The 21,280-nt window shown below is 46.8% G+C and carries 16 protein-coding genes; 7 read left to right on the forward strand and 9 right to left on the reverse strand.

Annotation, left to right across the window (positions count from 1 at the left end; all coding sequences use genetic code 11):
• Positions 1-277 precede the first annotated feature (277 nt).
• On the forward strand, positions 278-2,218 hold the full coding sequence (locus tag H6626_00655) for a hypothetical protein (protein USN47633.1): 1,941 nt from the start codon (positions 278-280) through the stop codon (positions 2,216-2,218).
• A 157-nt stretch (positions 2,219-2,375) separates the two neighbouring features.
• Here H6626_00655 and H6626_00660 read toward each other — a convergent pair whose 3' ends face one another.
• From H6626_00660 to ptsP, 4 genes are read right to left on the reverse strand one after another with little or no spacing between them, the layout of a single operon-like run.
• A complete protein-coding gene (locus H6626_00660) occupies positions 2,376-3,296 on the reverse strand; it encodes an NAD-dependent epimerase/dehydratase family protein (GenBank protein ID USN47634.1) in 921 nt (306 codons plus the stop codon).
• Positions 3,277-4,014, reverse strand: a complete 738-nt coding sequence (locus H6626_00665; protein ID USN47635.1) for a helix-turn-helix transcriptional regulator — start codon at positions 4,012-4,014, stop codon at positions 3,277-3,279. The genes H6626_00660 and H6626_00665 overlap by 20 nt, the downstream gene beginning before the upstream one ends.
• A gap of 56 nt (positions 4,015-4,070) precedes the next feature.
• The gene (gene ptsG, locus H6626_00670; protein USN47636.1) at positions 4,071-5,783 is read right to left on the reverse strand and encodes a PTS glucose transporter subunit IIBC; all 1,713 of its coding nucleotides are present in this window, start codon (positions 5,781-5,783) and stop codon (positions 4,071-4,073) included.
• Entirely contained in the window at positions 5,780-8,398 is a 2,619-nt protein-coding gene (ptsP, locus tag H6626_00675; GenBank protein USN47637.1) for a phosphoenolpyruvate--protein phosphotransferase, read from the reverse strand. Before ptsP ends, ptsG begins: the two co-directional genes overlap by 4 nt.
• A gap of 262 nt (positions 8,399-8,660) precedes the next feature.
• On the opposite strand from ptsP, the gene H6626_00680 reads away from it, so the two are divergent.
• From H6626_00680 to H6626_00690, 3 genes are all read left to right on the forward strand, one after another.
• The gene (locus H6626_00680; protein USN47638.1) at positions 8,661-9,068 is read left to right on the forward strand and encodes a hypothetical protein; all 408 of its coding nucleotides are present in this window, start codon (positions 8,661-8,663) and stop codon (positions 9,066-9,068) included.
• 8 nt (positions 9,069-9,076) lie between these two features.
• On the forward strand, positions 9,077-10,387 hold the full coding sequence (locus tag H6626_00685) for a response regulator (GenBank protein USN47639.1): 1,311 nt from the start codon (positions 9,077-9,079) through the stop codon (positions 10,385-10,387).
• A gap of 334 nt (positions 10,388-10,721) precedes the next feature.
• Positions 10,722-12,785 carry a GNAT family N-acetyltransferase gene (locus H6626_00690; protein ID USN47640.1) on the forward strand — a complete coding sequence of 688 codons (2,064 nt, stop codon included), beginning with the start codon at positions 10,722-10,724 and terminating at the stop codon, positions 12,783-12,785.
• 30 nt (positions 12,786-12,815) lie between these two features.
• Here H6626_00690 and H6626_00695 read toward each other — a convergent pair whose 3' ends face one another.
• From H6626_00695 to H6626_00705, 3 genes are all read right to left on the reverse strand, one after another.
• Positions 12,816-13,697 (reverse strand): hypothetical protein, encoded by an 882-nt coding sequence (locus tag H6626_00695; GenBank protein ID USN47641.1) that lies wholly within the window; start codon positions 13,695-13,697, stop codon positions 12,816-12,818.
• Positions 13,698-13,959: 262 nt separating this feature from the next.
• Positions 13,960-15,144: a protein kinase family protein gene (locus tag H6626_00700; GenBank protein ID USN47642.1), complete on the reverse strand. Its 1,185-nt coding sequence runs from the start codon at positions 15,142-15,144 to the stop codon at positions 13,960-13,962.
• A gap of 253 nt (positions 15,145-15,397) precedes the next feature.
• The gene (locus H6626_00705; GenBank protein ID USN47643.1) at positions 15,398-15,853 is read right to left on the reverse strand and encodes a DUF4920 domain-containing protein; all 456 of its coding nucleotides are present in this window, start codon (positions 15,851-15,853) and stop codon (positions 15,398-15,400) included.
• Between the two features lie 122 nt (positions 15,854-15,975).
• Between H6626_00705 and H6626_00710 the strand changes: the two genes are divergently transcribed.
• Complete coding sequence (locus H6626_00710) at positions 15,976-16,704, forward strand: FKBP-type peptidyl-prolyl cis-trans isomerase (GenBank protein ID USN47644.1); 729 nt, start codon at positions 15,976-15,978, stop codon at positions 16,702-16,704.
• Here the strand turns inward: H6626_00710 and H6626_00715 are convergent.
• Complete coding sequence (locus tag H6626_00715; protein ID USN47645.1) at positions 16,701-17,696, reverse strand: endonuclease/exonuclease/phosphatase family protein; 996 nt, start codon at positions 17,694-17,696, stop codon at positions 16,701-16,703. The two genes, H6626_00710 and H6626_00715, sit on opposite strands and share 4 nt — an antisense overlap.
• A 113-nt stretch (positions 17,697-17,809) precedes the next feature.
• On the opposite strand from H6626_00715, the gene H6626_00720 reads away from it, so the two are divergent.
• Both H6626_00720 and H6626_00725 read left to right on the forward strand, forming a co-directional pair.
• Positions 17,810-19,357 carry a leucyl aminopeptidase family protein gene (locus H6626_00720; GenBank protein USN47646.1) on the forward strand — a complete coding sequence of 516 codons (1,548 nt, stop codon included), beginning with the start codon at positions 17,810-17,812 and terminating at the stop codon, positions 19,355-19,357.
• Between the two features lie 7 nt (positions 19,358-19,364).
• On the forward strand, positions 19,365-20,186 hold the full coding sequence (locus H6626_00725; protein ID USN47647.1) for a hypothetical protein: 822 nt from the start codon (positions 19,365-19,367) through the stop codon (positions 20,184-20,186).
• Between the two features lie 73 nt (positions 20,187-20,259).
• Here H6626_00725 and H6626_00730 read toward each other — a convergent pair whose 3' ends face one another.
• The gene (locus H6626_00730) at positions 20,260-21,018 is read right to left on the reverse strand and encodes a hypothetical protein (GenBank protein USN47648.1); all 759 of its coding nucleotides are present in this window, start codon (positions 21,016-21,018) and stop codon (positions 20,260-20,262) included.
• Positions 21,019-21,280: the final 262 nt, after the last annotated feature.

Genomic DNA, 21,280 nt, shown 5'->3' on the forward strand with positions numbered 1-21,280 from the left:
GGTATCAAGCTACCAGCTCAATCCAATTATTCCAAAGCCGCGTTCCATTAGCAACTCTTTCAGTTGGAGACGCCCCGTCTAGGCTCTGTCAAAATGGTGGTCTAACCGGTAAAAAATTTGTTCACCGAACAGTCCGGGACCAGCCATCAGTCCGAATTTCCGCGTAAAAAGAGGGTGGGGTGGCATGATACCTGCACGAATCGGCAGAAGAGAAATTTTGTCTTGGAGGTTGATTTTGACTAAAAACGGGGTTGCGCCGATGTTATGGAGTGCCTTTATGGCTGTGTTTTGCCTATCTGTATCTGCAGGAGCTGACATGAAAGGCCGGGCAGAGGAGGCTTTTGCTGACCTCCGAGTGAATTTTGACCTGACTCCAGTGGATTTGGACCTCGCTGATGTCTTAAATTTAAGAGGAAAATACGAATACGGGGTGGGTAAGGAAGACGGCGTTCTTCAGTCCTTTCCCCGTTCGGATATTTGGACCCTTCGAACCGGCTTGGGACCACGGTTTCAGATCAGTGAAGGACTTAGCTTGGGGTTCGGGATCAGCCAGGGCACAGAGGTAGAATTTATTCGGCAATTTCCAAGTAAAAAAGAGGCATTAAAGCAGCTACCCTATACATTTAAACGCCTTCCCATCAGCGCTGATATCGTGAGAGGTCACCTCAATGAGGGCGATTTTGTCAGTTTGGGTGCCGACCTGACCCTTTCGGCCTCTGGTGGAGTGGCAAAGAGCTTCGGCATAGCCACTATAAGCGCGAGTGGCCACTATGTGATTCGTGGACAATTTAAGGTCCAGGTCTATAAGAAATCAAATAAGCAGGTGATGCTTCGGGCCTTTGCTGAAAAGCGCAGAACATTAGGGGGCGGGGCTCGCATTGATCTGCGTCCGCAAATTGAGATTTTTTCTATAGGTAAGGCCAATGATCTTTCTGAGAAATATCTGAAACTCACTCCGGTGGCTTTTGATATTTCAAAGTACAAAGGTCAGCTTTTTATGATTGAGTACAACTTTAATCTGGATGAAGAAGTCGGCATTGAGGCTTACAATAAGCTTATGGGGACATCCCGAAAAAATCTTCGCGATTATAAAATCGTAGTTAAAGATGGAGATGACCTCCGCGACCAGATGCTGTCTAACCTTGATGACATTCAAGATATACTCAATGCTGAGAAAATTCGGCCCGAAGCTGAACGTGCGGTATCAAAACTCACTCAGGCACAAAGTGACTTTATGGGAGAGGTGCGAACCACGAAATTTAAGTTGCATGTAGGCGAGTGGAGTAGATCAAAAAATTTCACATCACAGCAGATCACCTTTTTAGATGAAACAGATAGGCCTCAGAACTATATTTTTGCCACCTACTTGGATTCGAAAGAAAAAGGCCTTGATCTCGGAGTCATTGTCTTAAAATTAGACCGACCCACTTATGCAGATGCCTTACTTAAATTAGACGACGACAAAAACGTGTCGGAACTTTTGCATTTGGGATTTAGTTTTGAGCGACATGAAAAAACTCAAACCCAAAGAGAGATAGAAAAATTTAAATCCCGCCTTCGCAGCGCGCTTACGCCAGAACTTTATGAAAAAATAGATTTTGGTGCATGGAAAGAGAACAGATTTTTTAGATCCGGCGGAGTCGACGTTTCGGCCTCCTTGGTGCTTTCGGGTGATGCACTGAGTTTTCTTGAGTCTCAAGTTTCAAGTAGAGAGTCCTTGAAAGCTGTCATCGAAAAACACGTGGATTCGATTGATCGAGTCCGTGATTTGATAGGTGGACGTTATGTCCATCCAGATCCGGAATCTGCAGAGCCGGAGTCGGCAGTGGTTCGATTTTTTGTAGAGATAAACAATATCACAGACTCGCTTTACGAGGCATTTTCAGGAAAGACTGTCGGCGGAACCGGCATTTCAAATCAAGACCGCTGGCAGGCGTTTGTTGATCTACGAAAAGATCCGCTATTTCAACAGATTGGCCCAGGTCTCCTGATGCGCCTTCTGGCAGAGCCGTCAGTGGGTGAGGTTGGTTTGCGCGGAGAGGATCTGGAACGAGTCATTTCTTTTCGGCTAAATATGCGGGCTGAAGGCGAGCAGGTGATTGATCGAACTTTTGGCGTTGAACGGGGCGCTATTCTTGGAGAGCAGTATGAAAGATTGCGCGCAGTTCGTAATGTGTTATCCACTCAATCGTACAGCACGAGATATTTGAGTAAGTAAAAAAAAGAGCACGTGGATAGAGGCTATAGCGGGCAGTTTTTGAGCCGAAATAGCCTGATGTGCCACCATTCCAATGAGAGCATTCAGAGTTGTTCTCTTAGCGGCAATCTTAATGGGATATTAGGTTTTTTGAGGCTTTGCCAATTAATCACTAGGGCTAGATGGCCTGGCTTTGTGCTTCGCGATTGAGAAAATAAAGAGCTGTTTTTTTAATCCCAGCCTCGAAGGGTGTGAATTTAAACGTCGGCAACAGCGATTTGAGTTTTTTATTGTCGGCTACTTTTCGATTTTGTCCCTTCTGCGAATAGGGTTGCCACCGTATGGCTTTTGAAAAATCAAGAGCTAGCGCCACCTGCTGGGCCACTTCAGCCACAGTTTTTTGCTGGCCGGATGCGACGATGAGCCGGTCTGGGGACATGGGCAGGTGAATGAGTGCTTGAATGACATCTCTCACATCTTCAACAAATACAAAGTCTCTAACGGCATTGGGGTCACCTTGAATCACCCATTCTTGATTTTGAAGTTTAGCTGACAGGCAAGATCGCATTAGGTGGGCCACTAAGCTGGGATGGGCTTCATAGTTGGGGCCCGGTCCGTAGACATTTGACAAAAACAATCCTGTGAAGGGGAGATTAAACTCTCTCTTTAAGCTTTGTAAAAGCACATCAAGAAATCGCTTCGCATAGCCATACTGAAAAACAGCGGGGTGAGGATCTCCTTGAAACAGGGTTTCTTCATTGGGGCATTCCTCAGATCCAGGAAATGCAGAAACCGACGATAGTGCATACAGTCTGTTGCATCCGACCCGGTAGGTGTTTTCAACAACATTGCAGTGGATGCGAATTTCTTCAATCAAGTGCTGGGTCAACGGCGTAGATGTGTGGCTTGAAAAGATCCCTCCAGGTGCCGAATGGATAACTGTGCGCGGTCGATGTTTAAAAAATAATTTTTTTACGGCAAGAGGGTCGCGAAGGTCACCATCAGACCGCGAAAGTCGAATGTCACAGGGTAGGTGTGAACCTATGTATCCGGCTGCCCCGGTGAGTAGAATGGGTTTTTTATTTGAGTGAGTTGTCATATTTTGAAGGCAACAGTCCAAAAGTGTCTTTAAAACCCTGTCCGAACCGAGAGACGTCAGTAAACCCAGATCCCAAGCAGCTCTCAGTGACGCTTTGATTTTTTACCTTGATCGAGTGAAGGGCATCCATCATACGAATTTTTTTAAGAAATAAACTCGGAGCCAGGCCGAAGCATCGTTTAAAATCTTGGGTCATTGTGGAGTAAGAGATACCAAGATCGTCGCACATGTTCGCCATTGAAATGCTACCGCGAAAATTCTTGCATAAATAATTTTTTACAGTATTCGACAGAGCGCTGGATCGAATTCGACTTTCTATTGGTATCGGATTTATGGATGTGGCAAAAAAGGCCTCCGCTTCGGCAAAGCACTGAATGCGAACCGAAGGTGCCTTTGGCAAAAAAATGGGGTGATTCGGTAGGCCGTACAATGGGCTTTCCGATCCAAATCCAATCCAATTAAAACGACCAGGGCTGATTTTGTAACGGATAATTGCAAAAGAAGGCAAAACTAGTGCGGATGGCCCCTCGATTTTCATCCAATGGTCTTTGTTCCAAATTTGAAGCTGGCCCTCGTGGGGCGAACAAAATAGCATAAACCAACACGAGGCCATCACGTCAAAGTCCACTGTGTCTTTTTGAAACAAAAGCTCCTGTTCTATGCTATGGAGCTTTTGGTCGATTTGCTTAAATCTAGTTTGGGGTGTCGTCGATGCCATAATGATATACTACGGTGTACCGACATCAACCGCTATGCGATTTCTACATAAAACCATCACGGAATAAGGTGAATCACTCCACCTGGCAAATTCACCACCGCCTTTAGACCCATTTTTCGAAGCTGGGCCATGTTTGCAAGCTGAACGTCTCGAAGCACTAGACGAATTCGGGTTTTCGCACAACTGGTCACCTCAGATATATTCTCCTCTCCACCCAAGGCGTCTTTCCAACCTTCAAGTCTGGACTTTAAATCGCCGTATTCCATCCACTGTCCCGATGAGCATTTAGTTTCGCTCGAACCCGCAGGCATAGAGCCAGCACCCGGGGATTGCCGCAAATATTGTTCGAGGTCAGTTTTGATATTTTCAGAAGACGTGCCAAATATGGCCTGCACACCATGACCGACCACGACCACTCCCGCAGCTCCTAGGTCTTTTAGTTGCCGTTCATTGATCTTTGAAACTTCAATCACCTCAACGCGAAGGCGGGTGATGCAGGCATCGAGAGTTTTGATGTTTGATGGGCCACCAAAGGCGACAACAAGGTCTCTTGAGAAATCCGATGTGACACCTGCTGCGGCGATGGCATCAGGGCCCTCGATCTCTCGTCCTGGAGTTTTAATGTTGAACCAAGAAATGCTAAATCGAAACAACCCATAGTAAACAATGCCCCAAATGGGTCCGAGCACCAAAAGCCACAGTGCATTTTTTGATTGAGCAAAAAGCACCACATAGTCAATAAGGCCATGAGAGAATGTCATTCCGTGTTTTACGCCAAGAGCAATGCAAAGGGCATAGGCCGCCCCAGACAAAACAGCGTGGGCCAAATACAAAATGGGCGCGATAAATAAAAAAGTAAATTCAATGGGCTCCGTAATGCCTGTGAGAAAAGAGGTGAGGGCCGCCGAGAGCATAATGCCGGCCACCTTTTTTTTGTTTTCAGGTCGGGCCGTGTGCCAAATGGCAAAAGCCGCAAATGGCAAACCGAACATTTTAAATAAATAGCCACCGGCGAGATTTCCAGCAGTGGGATCACTGCTGATGTATCGTGCGATTTCACCGGTAATGGTTTTGCCAGTTGTTGGGTCGATATACTGGCCCACTTCGAAAAAGAACGGAACATTCCAGATATGGTGCAGCCCAAAGGGAATAAGTAATCGTTCCACAAATCCATAAATTGAAAAAGCCACGACGGGGTTTTCGCTAGCTGCCCAATGAGAGAATGCGTTTATTCCTTGCCCAAGCGGAGGCCAAACCACACTTAAGATCAACCCCACAAAAACAGCGGCAAAGGCCGTTACGATGGGTACAAAACGTTTTCCAGAAAAAAAACCAAGATAAGGCGGCAGTTGAATGCGGTAGTATTTATTAAATAGCCAAGCCGCTACGCCACCAATAACGATGCCACCAAACACACCGGTATCAATGGCATCGATACCCATTATGGATTTTGTGGTGACACCCATAGTTTTTGCCATCACGCCCAAGGTGGCCAGTAAAACCACATAACCCACCACAGATGCCAGTGCCGATACACCATCATTCTTTGACAACCCTATGGCCACCCCGATGGCAAAAATCAAAGGAAGGTTGCCAAAGACGACGCCTCCTGATTGTGCCATAATGTTCGATAAAAGTTCTGGCATCCAAGAAAATTGTGCGCTTCCAACTCCGAGCAATAGCCCAGCTACTGGTAGCACGGAGACGGGAAGCATTAATGCTTTTCCTACCTTTTGTAGAAATGCAAACGAAGATTTTTTCCAGCTCATGACTCCACCCCCTCAATTGTTGCTAGGTACTCTAACACCAAAGCCCTCACCTCATGGGAAGATTTGAGTTGAAGGGCCTTGCGGGCCAACTCTTTACAGGTTGATAAACTCCATTGCCTCACACTGGCCTTTACGGCCGGCAGAGAAGGCACACTGACGCTTAACTCATCCACGCCGAGCCCAATTAAGATCGGCGCGGCCACAGGGTCGCTTGCAATACCGCCACACACACCCACCCACTTAGAGTGGGCGTGGGCCCCGTTCACTGTTTGTTCGATCAGGCGCAAAACGGCGGGGTGCAACCCATCGACGTCTTTGGCCAGTTCGGCATGTCCACGGTCCATGGCGAGTACGTATTGAGTTAAATCATTTGTTCCAATGGAAAAAAAGTCCACCTCTTGAGCCAAAGATTCAGCCATGATCGCCGACGAGGGCACCTCAATCATAATCCCCACAGAGACTTTTTGAACATCGCCCACTTGAGCTATTTCTTCTTGCAAAATGGATTTAGCTTTTTGCAATTCTTCCCATCCAGAGATCATTGGAAACATGATCCGAAGTGGATTCTTTGATTTTGTTTTTAGAAGTGCGCGAAGTTGAGAACGAAAAATATCTTGATGTTTTAAGCTCAGACGTATTCCCCGAATTCCTAGGAAGGGATTTTCTTCTTTTGGAAGTGGAAGGTAAGCTAGGGGCTTATCACCCCCCACATCCAACGTACGCACAGTGAGAGGTCGACTTTCTCCAAGCTCATCAATAATAGTTTGATAAATTTTTTGCTGTTCAGCTTCACCAGGAGCGATGTCCCGCTCTAAAAATAAAAACTCTGACCGTAATAACCCGACGCCCTCTCCGCCCAGGGGAAGACTTTCTTTGGCATCACTGATTCCGCCAATATTTGCCATCACCTCAATGCGATGACCGTCAGTGGTTACCGCTGGCTTCAGAGCGTGTTCGAGCTCTGTTTTTCGGCGTTCTAAAATCTTTTGCTGCCGACTTTCAGTATGTCGAATTTCTTTTTTTGATGGGTTCAACTGCAATAGACCATGTTCGCCGTCAAGAATGGCTTCTGATCCGTCGGGTATGAGAAGAGCCATGGGATCAATGCCCGCAATAGCTGGGATCCCTAGAGATCGAGCAAGAATTGCCACATGAGATGTTGTGCCGCCACTTAGGGTGCAAAATCCCCGTATCTGTTGGCGGTCTAAACTCGCTGTTTCCGATGGCGTTAGATTTTCAGCCACAAGAACTGTATTTGGAAACCTAGCCAAGGCCTTTTTTTCTACGCCCAATAGATGCCTTAGGACTCGCTCGCCCACATCACGTAGATCATTGGCGCGTGAGGCTAATAGTTCATTGCTCAATTTTGATAGGCGAGTGGCATGGGTGTTAATGGCATGGTTCCAGCTAACGGCTGCATTTTTTCCAGCATTGATGCCATCATAGGAAAGTGCCAGAAGATCAGGGTCAAACATGAGTTCTTCATGGGCCGAAAAAATAGCGGCTTGGCTGCTGCTGGCCTCTTTGCGGATGTTTTCTGCAAGAGTCTGTAAATCCGCCTTTGCCTGCTCAAGAGCACGGCTTAGTTTATTTAGTTCTTGTTCAGATCCTTCAAAAGCGGTGGGTATGGATAGGTCTTCAGGTTTTACGACCACCACTTGTCCGACGGCCACCCCCGGTGAGGCCGAAACACCTTTGAGGGTCACAGCCCCTTTGAGTTTCTTTCGTTCCACAGGAGGTACAACATTTTTTGAAGCTGGCGGTGTAAAGGCCTGAACGTCAGAAGATGTTTCTGGTGTGGTTAAAAAATTGAAGTCCACTTCCATGGCATCAATTGCTATTTCGGCGTCAGGGCCAGCTGCTGAAAAGCGAATGCGGTCGTTGCCAGACACTTCCAGTCCCATTATGGCCATAACACTTTTGGCGTTTGCCGCATCACTGTCGCGACACAAACGTATATCACTTTCAAAATTTTTTGCCGACGCCGCAATCATAGCTGCAGGCCTTGCGTGCAGTCCGGTCGGGTCATTCACCACGAGCCAACGCGAAAACACTTCTGTTTTAGGAGGCTGAGCGAGATCACCCGCACTCTGTAGACCTTGTGAGAACGACAACAAGGGGCTTCCGGCAACCACTTCTGATGAAAGACTTTCCGATAGGGTTAAGTCGCCGGGTTTTGAATCTAGCACAATAATCGGCGTCACCAGGCTTGAAGCGCTAACAGCTAAAAAATCAAGGTCAAATTGGGCGAGTAATTGTCCTTGCTGTACCCATTCGCCGCGTTTAATAAACAAGTCAATGCCTTGGCCTTTCAGCGCGACCGTGTCGATACCTATGTGGATAAGGATTTGTGCCCCCTCAATGGTGTCGAGTGTGATGGCATGCAGGGCCCGGTGAATCATGCTCACCTGGCCATGCACTGGCGAAAACACCTTTCCATCGGTGGGATCAATGCCCACGCCATCTCCTAAAAGGCCCTTTGAAAATACGGGGTCAGGAATTTCAGAAAGTGGAATCAATACACCTGAGAGGGGCGCTGTGATAACGCCATCAGGTAGCTTCACAGTGGGATTCGAGGTTTCAACAGTTTTTCCAAAAAACGAATCAATAGTCATTTATACCCCCAAGACCATGCTCGATACGAGCCCCACCCGAGGTCGAGGCCTGATTTGCACGATCAGATATGTCTCCATAAGGTCCAGGTAATGTCAACTGCGATAGGCGGGCTGGGGCGTATCGTTTGGATTTTTGCTTTCTTCTTGGCCTGGCGAAAAGTCTAAAAACGCCATTGGGACCAGGAAGCCCCCAGAAAGGCTCAATAAATGGGCAGGTGAGACCGATAAATAAGAGACGAATGATCGAAATCGGGAGACCAGCATGGGACAGCCAAAACAAGTGGATCACGTAGCCTATTTTGAGGTGTCAGAGCTTACAAACCTCACCACTGAAATGAGTATGTTGAAGCCCAATAAATCAGGGGTGATGCCTAAGATTGAGGCGATTGAGTTTGACGACAATCATGTGGGCCTTGAAGTCGACACGAAAACCTGTGCCAGCGGGCATTTGATCACACTAGATGGCACCGTATTTATGGGCCCCACAGCGTCTGGTTTTTCTGCATCTGGTAAAATCACAGAGAAAGTGGAGCTGGCTGATTCGCGGGCAAAAATTAAAATTGAATTTCATAGTTTCAATAAAGACCTTTGGTGGAGTTTTATCAGTTTGCAGCGGGGCCGACAAAAACATGCGGATGAAGTATTTTACTCTATTCGCGAGGAGGATTGAGAAATCTCATGAATGCTCGTGACCTACAAATGGTAAAACAATACCTACAAAAACAGACCTGTTTAGTTGTAGAGCCGTCGTCAGCTTTTAGGCAGACCATTGTGGGCGAGTTACGTGAGTTGGGGTTACCTAATACTCAAATTTTCATGGCTTGGAAATATGAAGATGCTGTGAAGTTAATCACTCAAGAAAAGCCCACAATCATCATCAGCGAATATATGATTGGTGAAAAACACGGGATTACTTTGCTTGAAAAGCAACTGGCCTATTGCGATGAATCCATTCGGGTCAGTATGGTCGTCACCCGCAATGCCAGCGATGCGGCTGTCGCGGAAGCCGCTGAAGAACAAGTGGATTCTTACGTGCTTAAACCGTTTTCGGCCGGTGAGTTCAGAGAGCGGCTATTGAGCACGATTAAGCAAAAAATAAATCCCAGTGACTATGTGAAAAAAATCCGAAAAGGCAAAGATCTGCTACGAATGAAAGAATTTGATAAGGCCGTTAAAGAATTCGCTGAGGCCAAATTTCTAGATGAGAAACCCGCTCTTGCTTGTTACTATTCGGGCTTCACGTATTATGCACAAAAAAAATATATCCAAGCCATTGCTGAGTATAGAGAGGGTCTTAAGTATCAACCACTTCACTACAAGTGTTTACTCGGTGAGTTTGATAGCCTCTTTATTGAGAAAAAGCACAAAGAAGCCTATGCCCTGGTTCCAACCATTAGAAAGTATTTTCCGCTCACGCCGAGGCGCCTCGGCAACGTGTTTATTTGTGCCGTGTACACCCATCATTTTAACGAAATCCCAGAATACTATGAATTGTTCCTAGCCTTAGATCACCGCCCACAAAAACTGGTGCAAATTATGTCGGCAGCCCTTATGGTGGCCGGAAAACACTTTGTGGCTGATGATAAAATTGATCGCGCCATTGAGTGTTTCGAGATGGGTGTGATGGTTTCGGCTCGTGACCTCATTTATCTACATCAAGTGATCGATACAATGCTCGCGGCGAAAGCCGTCAAAGGCGCATCAAAGTTTTATAAGATGTACCCCCGAGAAATGTATGGATCAAAAGACCATGCTATTTATGGGTTCTTGATTGATCGACATATCTTGCCAGCTCATGAGGCCGCAGAACGCGGCAAAAAAATTGTGGCAGAGGGACATGCCAATGCCGAAGTCTATCGCATTTTGGTAAAGCTCCTTGTGAAAATTGGTAAGCGCACGACGGCAGAGGGGATGATCGTTAAGGCCGTGAAGGTTTACCCTGAACTTCGAAGCGAGCTTTACGGTTTATTAGATCCTATCGCCAGTTGATGAGATTTGCTGGGAGCCCCAGCCATCTTGGTCCAGTGGACCTCAGCACAAACTAAAGCCTACAATCCAGGATTTCTCGCAGCGGCCGTTTCGGAGCGACGTCACCCGGGGCGTCGCGGGTCGCTCAAGCGGTTTAGCGGGTTGACTCAGGCAGGGCCAGTGCTCCACGAAAGGCATCGTTCACACAAGGGTGACCATTTAAGGCCTCCCGAAAATGGTGAATATTTTCACGAAATCGATGTGCCCGTTTACCTCAAAATGGGGATGTGGTTAAACCCTAACATTACCTTTCAGTTAAGGTGTTTGGACGTTGGCTCAGTTTGGGGAGTTCCATATGAAGCTTTTGGGGTGGTGGGTCTTATTTATTTGTTTTCAGATGCTGCCAGGGGTAGCTGCGGCAGGAAAAAAAGATCAATCTCCACCTCAATCCGCTCAAAGCGAGTGTGGAGTCATCCTCAGTAATCAACCCACATTGGTACAACCTTGGAATTCTCTTTTGCGAAACAAGGTTTTAAAGCGCATTGATGGCTTTTATCGTCAGGCTGTTTTAAACCCGGCTGAGGGTCGCCATATCAGTGCTCAGTTTCTGCGAGAGTTAGGTGTTCGACTTGTGGTTAATGGAGTCCACCAAGATAGTGAAGATCCGGCTGAGTTTGACAAAGTATTGTCGCGTATTCCCGATTCGGGTTCTCTGGTGGTTGTGGCCAATCATGTATTTGGCGGACTCGACGGATTGATTTTAATGTCCTTATTGTCTGAACGGCGAGACGATGTTCGAATTATCATGAACGAGGCTTTTGTCACAATTCCGGAGCTTAAGACTTCAATTATCCCTGTGAGCTTTAAATCAAAAACCTCTAAAATGAAAAAAAGCAGTTATAAGCAGGCCTTGGATCATCTGAAAAATGGAGGGGCGTTAATAGTGTTTCCGGGCAGCGAGGTGGCTCGGGCCGGATTAAAAAATGTAACCGCCACAGAAGGGCTATGGAAGAACACGGCCGCTCGCCTGATCAAGGCCACGAAGGCCAGGGTTTTGCCTGTAAATTTTGATAGCCAAAATAGTTGGACCTTTCAATTTTTTGCCTGGTTGAATAAGAAAATCTACGATGGTTTCAAAGTGAACCTACACCTTGAAGAAACCCTCATACCCCGAGAGATTTTGAAAAAGCGAGATGCTCGAATTCAAATCAAGATGGGCAATGGGGTGGAATATGAAAAAATCTTTTCTAGCGAAGTGAATGGCAAAAGCGAAGTTTCATTAATCACGAGGCGATTGCAGACTCTCACTCGCGTACTGGGTGGGGAAAAGCATTTGTTGGTTAAGCCGCTCCTTCAAATGGCCAAAGAGCAATTGGGAAATCGTATGAGGTCATTGGCTGGACCACCAGGGCCGTTCCCAAATCAGCCGCTGGAACCATCGATGTCTGCCAATGGCGTAGGGCTGGTTTTTGACGATGTGCCGGGCGAAATTATCGACGACATTGTTGAGCGAGGCTTGAGCACAGGGAGCATTGAGCTTTTGACGGAGCGCCAGAATCTGCAGGTTCTTGCTGTACACGGCAGCGAGATTGATTCTCGGTTGATGCGAAAAATTGGTATTGGTCGAACGCATGCCTTTGCTCGAGTGGGAGAAGGCAACGGCGATGTAGACATTGATAGCTTTGACGAAGATTATTTCCAGATCATTGCGTGGGATAAAAAGAATCTTCGATTGGCCGGTGGCTACAGAATGGGATTAGTGGATGAAATTGTGGCAGAAAAAGGCCTAGCAGGTCTGTACAGTCACCAGCAGTTTAGATACCAAACTGAATTTTTTGAAAAAGTCGGATTAAAGACGGCCGAAATGGGCAGAACGTTTGTGGCCGAGGGGTATAACGGCCGTTCGCCGGCTTTGTTCTTGCTTTGGCGGGGGATTGCAGAGTTCCTCTACCGTCGACCAGAATACAGAAATCTCATCGGCCCATTGAGCATGAGCGAGTCTTATAGTGATCTGGGAATCTATCTGATGATTCAGTTTTTACTGGCGCATGTGGCTGATTCCCCCGAGATTACCCAAACCGTTTCTCCAGCGCATCCCTACGAAGCGCCAGAGTTTTTAAATACAGAGGATGCGGGTAATTTATTGGCGACACTGAAAGACCTGTCAGACCTAGATCGTCTTGTGGCTGTGGTAGAGCAGGGTAAGCCTCTAGAGTTTCAGCGAATTCCGCCATTGATGTATTCTTACATTCAACAGCTAGGGGCCCGTGTCATTCATCTCGATCGCGATGAAGAGTTTCACACTGTGGATGCTCTTATTCGCGTACATATGCCTGATGTGGACCTCGATGTGCTAGCGACATTTTTAAATAAAGATATGGAAAGGGCTCGCCAGCTTAAAGAATGGTATGGCCAATAGCGAGCCTAATTTTGACCTATTTTTGGTTGGTTAAAACATCACCTTAAGAGCGAGGTTGAAGCCGCTGATGCTTAATTGCTCTTGGTCGTAAATGCCTAGGCCCTGGTAAGTTGAGCCGTAGTAGCTTGTTCCGTAGGTGTTGTTTTGAAGCCTTGATCGGGCCGCAAAATTCACGTGCCGATAGATCATTTCCACAGCCACCCATGAAGTGATGCGACTGCCAAAACCCACTTGGTAACCTACATTGCCGTCGAAGTCCTCATCAGCGGCGTTGGTGGCTTGGGGAATGGAATAATTGATACCACCAAAGAGATAGGTACGACCGTAAGATACATTGGCATGAGCGTAGGGTAGAAAAAACGCAATTGAAGGGTCAGCCGTGGCGGCTTGAGTGGAGCTGCTGTAACTTTGAATTTGATCGCGAAAAATGGTGCGTCCAAATTCGTAGGCAGCTCCGGCATCATAGCCGAAACTCACGGGACCAGTTTTAAATAGTCGTTTTTTAGAATGCTCCACTCCAAGTCCACCAGAAATATTTGATCGATACTCACCAGTGATACGAGAAGCCGTTTGTGCCGAATAGCTAGAGCTATATCCATCGGTGCTGCTAGCACCGTCTGTTTGGATGTGGCTTGCTCCGCTAAAATAACCAAATACGTTTATACCCCAAAGCCGACGACTAGACGGTTGGGAGGACCGTGAAAAGGAAGAGGTAGGGCGAAGAGGCGTGAGGCTTTCAGCAGAATCATCTTCGTCTACATTTGGCGACCCGTTACGGGGCACCACTAAAGTTTCAAGCTCAGAGATGATTTCATCTTCAGTGGCCTTGTTTGACGTCTCAGCCCAAGCCGGAGCACTCAAAATAAGTCCACCGCCAACCAATGCCGATAAAATTAGAATTGTCTGTTTCATGTGCCTGTCCTCCCAAGCCTGAAAATTTTTCATTTCAACTCATGGAAGTACAAGCCTCATGCCAGTGGCAAAAATCTCCTAACCCATTGAAAATAAAAGAAAAAATGAATCCACCAAGTGGCAGCCGGGGTGTAAAACCTCAAAAAACAAAGCCCAAATTCGTCACATCCAAAAGGTATCGGATTACTTTTGGTAGCAATGGCGCGTCACTCTGGTGACGCACTATTGCTACCAAAAGTAATCCGATACCTTTTGGAGATGTCTACAAGCCCAGGTCTACGGAGCCCCTTTCGTATTCACTTAGGCCCTTGGCATCAGGGAGTTGGCTCCATGAGCTCAACATGGCAGCGCAGAGGCTGTCGGCGACGGCCCCCAAATCGTCGTTCACATCGCGCATGACTTTTGTTGTGCGGGGCTGATACTTAGGAAGAGTTTCTAGATAGGATTCAATTTGTTCATAGATCTTATTTAGTCGCGCACCCTTTGAGAGCCCAAGCAAGGTGGCCAGCTGTTTTTGCCGATTTTCTGGATAATAATTGTGACCAATGGCAATGAAATCTTCTAAGAAATCGAGAAATTTTAACCACGTTTCGTCACGTTTTTTGTTCAACAACGCTTTGAGTTTGGTTATTTTCTTAGAGAGCGCCTCTGTCATTTTCATCACGGCTTGGGCGTGAAGTTTTTTTGATTCGCTATCATCTAGTCCCTTATAGAAAAAGTCGGTTTGTTTATAAGTGATAAGAACACTCAAGGTTTCCGCAAGTGCGTAAAGGTCTGACAGATACGAGAGGGCACCGCCTCTTTTTAACACTTCTGGTGAGCCAGTACCCTTACTGGTGACTTGCGGTGAGGTGCCGGGTTCGGCCAACGTATCTAAATCACTGATCACAAATTCATTTGCTGGTGAAATCAACATGTTTTGCGGGGTGATATCTCCATGCACAAGGCCCTCTTCGTACAGGGCGCGAAGTCCTTTGATATAGGTTAAAAACACTTTAGCGGTCAGTGAAACTTCGAAAAGGGCACGGCTACGATTTTGATCTCGATTTTGTGTCACTTCATCAAGAACGTCATGCACCATTCGATCAGAGACTATGCCGACGGATTCTTTACTCGAGCCGTCAGCATAAGTGAGCTGAACGGGTAGGATTTCGTGAATGTTTAAAAACACGTCTCGATATTTAGTTTGCAATTGAATGGCGGCCTGACTGGACTCTTCAAGATTTTTGAAAAAGTCCGGACGATCGTTTTTATCGACGCCTGTGATGAGTTTAATCACTGCGGGCTTCTTGTTGTATTTACTAACTGGGTAACTGTAAATATCGGCAAATCCGCCGGATCCTATATATAGGGCTTCTAGGTCATTGATGGATTGTCCATTTACTACTATTGAAACGGGCCGCTCTCTCGCGATCTTTCGATTTTGGCCACTGGAAGCCAGCGACAAAAATGGGAAGCCCCCTATAAAAAGGAAAAAACAAAACTTTAAAATACGGTTCCATCTCCAATTTAAACACATAAAACGTAACACCTTTCGGACATCGTGTCCTAGTGGGTGAGGTGTGCAATTTAAGATCTCGGCAGTTCCAATTTAATTAGAAGAGACAGGCCGCTTTGTCCACTCAAGGGCCGCAATTTGTCACCACGCGCTTTTTCAGGTCGACCAAATTCAACCAGAAATAAATTCCATTTTGTGCCCTCTATAGCTCAGCGCCGACAGCTTCGATTTCATAGAGTGTAACCGGGCCAGTGACGGATTTGGGGTCAAAGGGTTGGCCTTTGTCTTTAGCCAAATGACGAAAATATCGGATGGATTTTTTGTGGCTGAGCTGCTTGGCTACCAGTTTGCCCTCCACGACTCCCATTTTACCTTTGGCTTCGGTGGGAAACTGAATCACGCCTTCTTCAACTTGCACCCGTACTTTTTGGCCAGTGGCAGTATCTTCAAGCTCCATCCAGCAGCCGGTCATGGGGCACACATCGGTGATCTTGCCCTTCACTCTGACATAGGTGCCAGAAAGGCTTTTGCCGTTTTTTGCGAGATCAGTGATGTTGTGTGTGGGTTCACCTTGAACACCTTTGCCGTAGCTGGTTGCAAAGCTAAATGGAGAAAAAAGACAAAGGCTCAACAAAATGGCCGTAAAAATCTGAAACATTGAAGTGCTCCTTGAATTGTTTCTTACTCTAATCATGCCCCTAGCTTAGGTCAAACCCTGGTTGACCGAGGGTGGTCGCCCGTTTAGTCTTGGGTATTTACTATTCAACAAGGAGATCCTTAATGCGGTTGGCCAGAATAAAGGCAGTTGTGATTGTAGGGCTGGGTGCTGTCCTGGCCACAAGCGGTTGCGACAAAAAGAAGTCCGTGGACATGAAAGATGACATGAATCGCGCAAGCTATGCTATCGGCGTGCAAACAGGCCGAATGCTTAAAATGCAAAAGATAGATATCAACACAGATGCCCTTTCTTTGGGAATCAACGATGTGCTGGAAGACAAAGAACTTAAACTCAACGACAACGAAGCTCGCGAAGCCATGCGCAAGTTGCGTGAAAAGGCCATGGCCGCTGCTGAAAGCCCTGAGGCGAAAAAGCAAAAAGAAGATAATTTAAAAAAGGGCGATGAGTTCTTAGCTGAAAACAAAAAGAAAGAAGGCGTGAAAGTCACTGAGTCTGGCTTACAGTATACGGTGGTCAAAGAAGGTGATGGCCCCATGCCCAAAGAAACCGACAACGTCGAAGTTCACTACCATGGCACATTAATCGACGGCAAAGTCTTTGACAGTTCTGTTGAGCGAGGTCAGCCAGCGAAGTTCCCAGTTAACGGTGTTATTCCTGGCTGGGTTGAGGCTTTGCAAAAAATGAAAGTGGGATCAAAGTGGAAGCTTTTTATTCCCGCAAAGTTAGCTTACGGCGAAAGAGAGATGGGCGATATTCCAGCTAACTCGGCATTGATTTTTGACGTGGAGCTACTCGGAATTAATGCTGGCGGCGATGGCCACGGCCATTAATTTTGGTTTATTGTAAGCACAATGGGAAAGTGGTCGGAGGGCAGAGAATACTTTTCGGCCATACTTCTTGGGGGCGGGAGATCTTGCCCCCAAACATCTTTAAAGCGATAGACGCCACAGCCTGTGGCCACCACGCTCGCCAAAGCTTCCGGTGATAAGAAAAAATAATCCAGTTGTTGGGGGTTCGATTTGGCCTCAGGCGCCAGTTGAACTAGTGTTTGCCGTTCAGATTGTTTAACTCCAAGATGAGACCACAGTTCTGTAAGGTCAGTGAGGTTATGTAAGTCAGAGAATTCAGGTCCAGGGGTTTCAGGACCCGCCTGTCCGTTAAAGTCACCGGCCACCACAAAGGGACACTGAGGATGGAGAGCCCGCCTTTCATTGTAGATCTTTGCAAGAGCCGTGACCTCGGCGGAGCGCCGGAGGGTGCCACTGGGATCGATGCCGTCAGAGTCCAATTTTGATTTTAAATGCACCAATAAAAAAATCAATTGAAGCTCTTCGCTATTGGGGGTGAGCATATGCAGCTCTGACACATCTCGAGAAAACTTGTGTGAAGGGGGAGGGGGATTAAGCAAAAGCTCATGGGGATAGTTAAAATCAATATCCCTCTCTCGATGGGTTTCGAGGCGAAATTCGAAAGGCAGTGTGCGCCTTGTTAAATACCCAATATCAATTCCGCGATCCGAGTTGCCTTCGGTGATATGGCGGTGAAAGGCGTCATGCAAAAAATACTTATTGAAATTATGAAGTGATTCTGGGCCTCCGACCTCGTTGAGCATTAAAATGTCAGGGTCTAAATCATGAATGATTTTAGCCAGGCTCCATAATTTTTTAAGCGGCTTGTTGGGATGCAGAGAAATAGACATCTTTTGCCACTGATCTTCGGACAATTGAGTCAAATCTTGCTGGCTATATTGGTCGAGATAGACAAAAAGATTTTCTAGGTTAAACTGGACCACTCTTAGAGATTGGCTTTCGACATCCCCCATAGAGTTCACTATGACCATGGCCAGGTGTTGTCGTCAATGAAAAGATAAATACAATGCCTCAGATAGTGGTGGGTATTGTTGCTTGAGCATTTCATTTTTGCAGGAGATGTATTATGGCCAAAAAGAAATCCAAAAGAAAGTCCGAAAAAAAATCCGAAAAAAACAGTCATGTTCATTCGTTTCAGCATTTTGAAAATCCGTGGATTGGTTCGGCTAAAATTGAAAAAGTAAACGAGCTGCGATCAAATCCCACAATAGTTGTTCAGAGTAAAAAAATGCGGCTTCCGGTATGGGCCACGCAAGGTTTGCATCCATGGCAAATTGAAAAGCTAGATCAATCGACAGGTGTATCCGTTGAGATGGACGGGCCAAAAGGTAAAGTGGTGTTTGTTCGCCTGTGGGCCTATGACGAACCTGAATCTGATATGAAGGGGCTATTAGCCGCCTCGGATTATGCGTTGGCAAGAAATAGTGTCGGCGAGGCCATGAGAACTTTTTTGCTTTCTGGCGTAGAATCCATTCAAGTTCATTTACATGACCTCAATAAAGAACAACGCCTTGGTGCCCTGGTGGGGGCCGAAATGTCAGCCTACCGGTTTCGATCCTGGTATGAAGACAAACCGCTACCGTCGTTAATCTTCAGCGTGGGCCAGGGCCAATTGTCGATAAAAGATTTGAAAGAGGCGGCCCACCTTGGCTCGGCCATCAATTTGGGGCGGCACGTGGTGAATGTGCCAGCCGACACCCTCACTCCAAAGACGTTTGTGGATCTTGTGCAAAGGTTGTTTAAACAGCAGAGTCAAATGCAGGTAGAAGTATGGGACACTCAAAAACTAGAGCAAGAAAATATGGGCCTCTTGTTAGGAGTGGGAAAGGGCGCAGCCACAGGTCCCTACATGGTTCGTCTTAAGTATCGCCCAAGAGGAGCCCAAAAGAAAAAGCTTGTGGCCTTTGTGGGAAAGGGCATCACCTTTGATACCGGAGGTCTTAACATAAAGCCCGCCCACGGCATGCGAATTATGAAAAAAGACATGGGCGGTTCGGCGGCTGTTCTGGGGTTGGCATTTTGGGCTGTGCATTCCGGCCTGAAGCGGAACTGCGATTTTTATTTAGCATTGGCTGAAAACGCCGTATCGAGAGATGCCATGCGGCCCAGCGATATTCTGACTTCAAGACTTGGAAAAACAGTTGAGATACACAATACAGATGCCGAAGGACGATTGGCCGTGGCCGATGTTCTCAATGTGGCGGTCACGCAAAAAGGCAACGATGAGCCCGATACAGTGATTGATGTTTGCACTCTGACAGGCGCCATAAAATATGGTTTAGGCTCAGAGTTGGGAGGGCTATTTGCCAACAACGATGCTTTAGGCGAGAAAATTCTAAAGGGGGCTCATCAAAGGGGTGATTTGCTTTGGCGCATGCCTCTATACCAGTACATGCGACCTCGAATGAACTCTGTAGTGGCCGATTTACTAAATTCAACCGATGGGTTTGGTGGTGCGGTCACGGCATCTTTGTTTTTACAGACTTTCGTAGGCAATAAAAAATGGGCGCATCTGGATATCTATGCGTGGTCTGATTATGCCACAGGCGCTATCTCAGAGCCTGGAGCCACGGGTCAAGCCATTCAAGCGTTAAGCCACTTTTTAAATCAGTAGGCACGGTATGTTCTCGCAGCGCACTTTAGATCGGTGGTCGTTTTTTTTAGATGTTTTTTTGGTTTTGGCAGGTCTTTTGACTTTTGTAGTTTGGTTTTGGGGTAAGGGTTTTTTTTACTCAGAAACTTCGCCGGTGATGTCGCCATTTACATCGCTGTCACTAATGTTAATGGCCGCCAGTCGTTTTGCCGAAAAAGTTGTAGAAACTTGGTCAAAGCCCATGACGTTGGCCATATTGGGAATCGTCGCCTGTGGTAATATTTCTTCTATCGCCATGTTAATGGCAGTACCTAGGCTATTTCTACAAGCCATGCCCGGCGTTGTCCCCACTAGTATAATGACCTCCATTGGCCTGGTGCTTTTTTGTTTTTATGAAATTTTAGTGATCATTCGGCCCACTCCGAAATCTGCATTTATTATGGATGACGTGCTCTTGCATTTGGCCCTCTTTCCGGGAGGATTGAGCTTGCTCGGGCATGTCTTGGATATTCCGACCTACAAAAGTTCTTTTGTAGATCCCCGCGCAGGTATCGGCCCCATGGAGATGTTGTTTATGGGAACTTATGCCGTCGTGGCAGTGATTTCGAATCAGCATTTGTTTTTGTGGAGATTTCTAGTGGAGTCGTTTCGTAATCGCGTGACTTTTGTTCTCTTGTTTTTAAACCAGTACATTGCGCCTATCATAGTAGGATTGTGGGTGGTGGATGTGGCGCAAAGCCCCAGGACCCCAGGTATAGAATTTTTTGTGATGTTGGCCGGAGTTCTTGCCACCCTGATATTTTTGTTTATTCAGGCTTACACGAGAAGCGATAAATTGAAAAAAGCGTAAGGCCGTTCATTAAAATAAAGGGGAGGCCTAGGTCCTCCCCCGTATTCTGCTAAATTGATATTGAATGATGCGATCACTTAGGTATGCACAGTGTGGCGCCGGTATCTACACCGCAACCTGTCCATGAAGTGCTTTTGCAGCTTCTGTTTTCGGGAGTCTTCCAGTGCCCCGATTGAATGCAGGTTTTCCAAAGGTAGCTTGACGAGTCAGAGGCCTGGGCTTTTCCTTCTGTGAGAATGGCCTCAACCATTGATTGAGTGTCATCGACATATTGATCAAGATTTTCTGACATCGCGGTGAGACCTTCATCGCTGATCATTTCAAGTTTGCCCATAGCCATAAGGTCAAAAGAGTTGAGCCCCAGTTCTTTGAGGGCCTTCGGGTCACCATCATGACTTCGTTCAAGCGCACTTAAAACTTTTTCGGCCCCTTCATAGCTAAGTTTGTAGGCTTCAGCCCACTGTTCCACCAAAGGTGAGACTTCGGAAACAGCATCGCTTTTGGCATACATCGACATGGAGTAAAATCCAGTGCAATTGCGGCGCTCCACTGTGCGACAATCTCTTTTATTGTTCCCCCATCGATCCCGGTAGGAGGTGCATTTGCGTTCATAACTAGGTCGACATTGTCGATCCCGTTTCGGGGGGCGACGATAGTGATCGCGATCTCTGTGGTTATTATCGGTGGCTTTGTCGATGGCAATAATTCCGGCGCCGATCCCTATAAGGCCAGCGCCAACGGCCACATCGCGTTCGTCACAGGCTGTGAGTCCAAGTGTCATACTTGAGGCCAATGTCATACTGAGTAGAGCTTTGCTAATGGATTGATTCATGAGGTTCCCCCTTAAAAATGTTGTTTGATCCCCCTTGGGGGTGTCAAAGAGCACTAGCACAGCAAGATTTAGCAAAAGCAGTGCCAGGGTAACTGGTGTCAAAAAGGCTTGCGAAAATGTCGTCAAGGAGCCACCAAGCCAGAGGCGTTGTGTTCGCATCAAAAAAGGGGCTCGAAAGGTCACCAGGGCTTGTGAATCTGTCATGATCTTAAAAAGCCTTCGAGTGGTTCTTGCTGTCTTTCTGAATGCCACAAGAAATAGA

The organism is Pseudobdellovibrionaceae bacterium, assembly GCA_023898385.1.
GTDB lineage: Bacteria > Bdellovibrionota > Bdellovibrionia > Bdellovibrionales > UBA1609.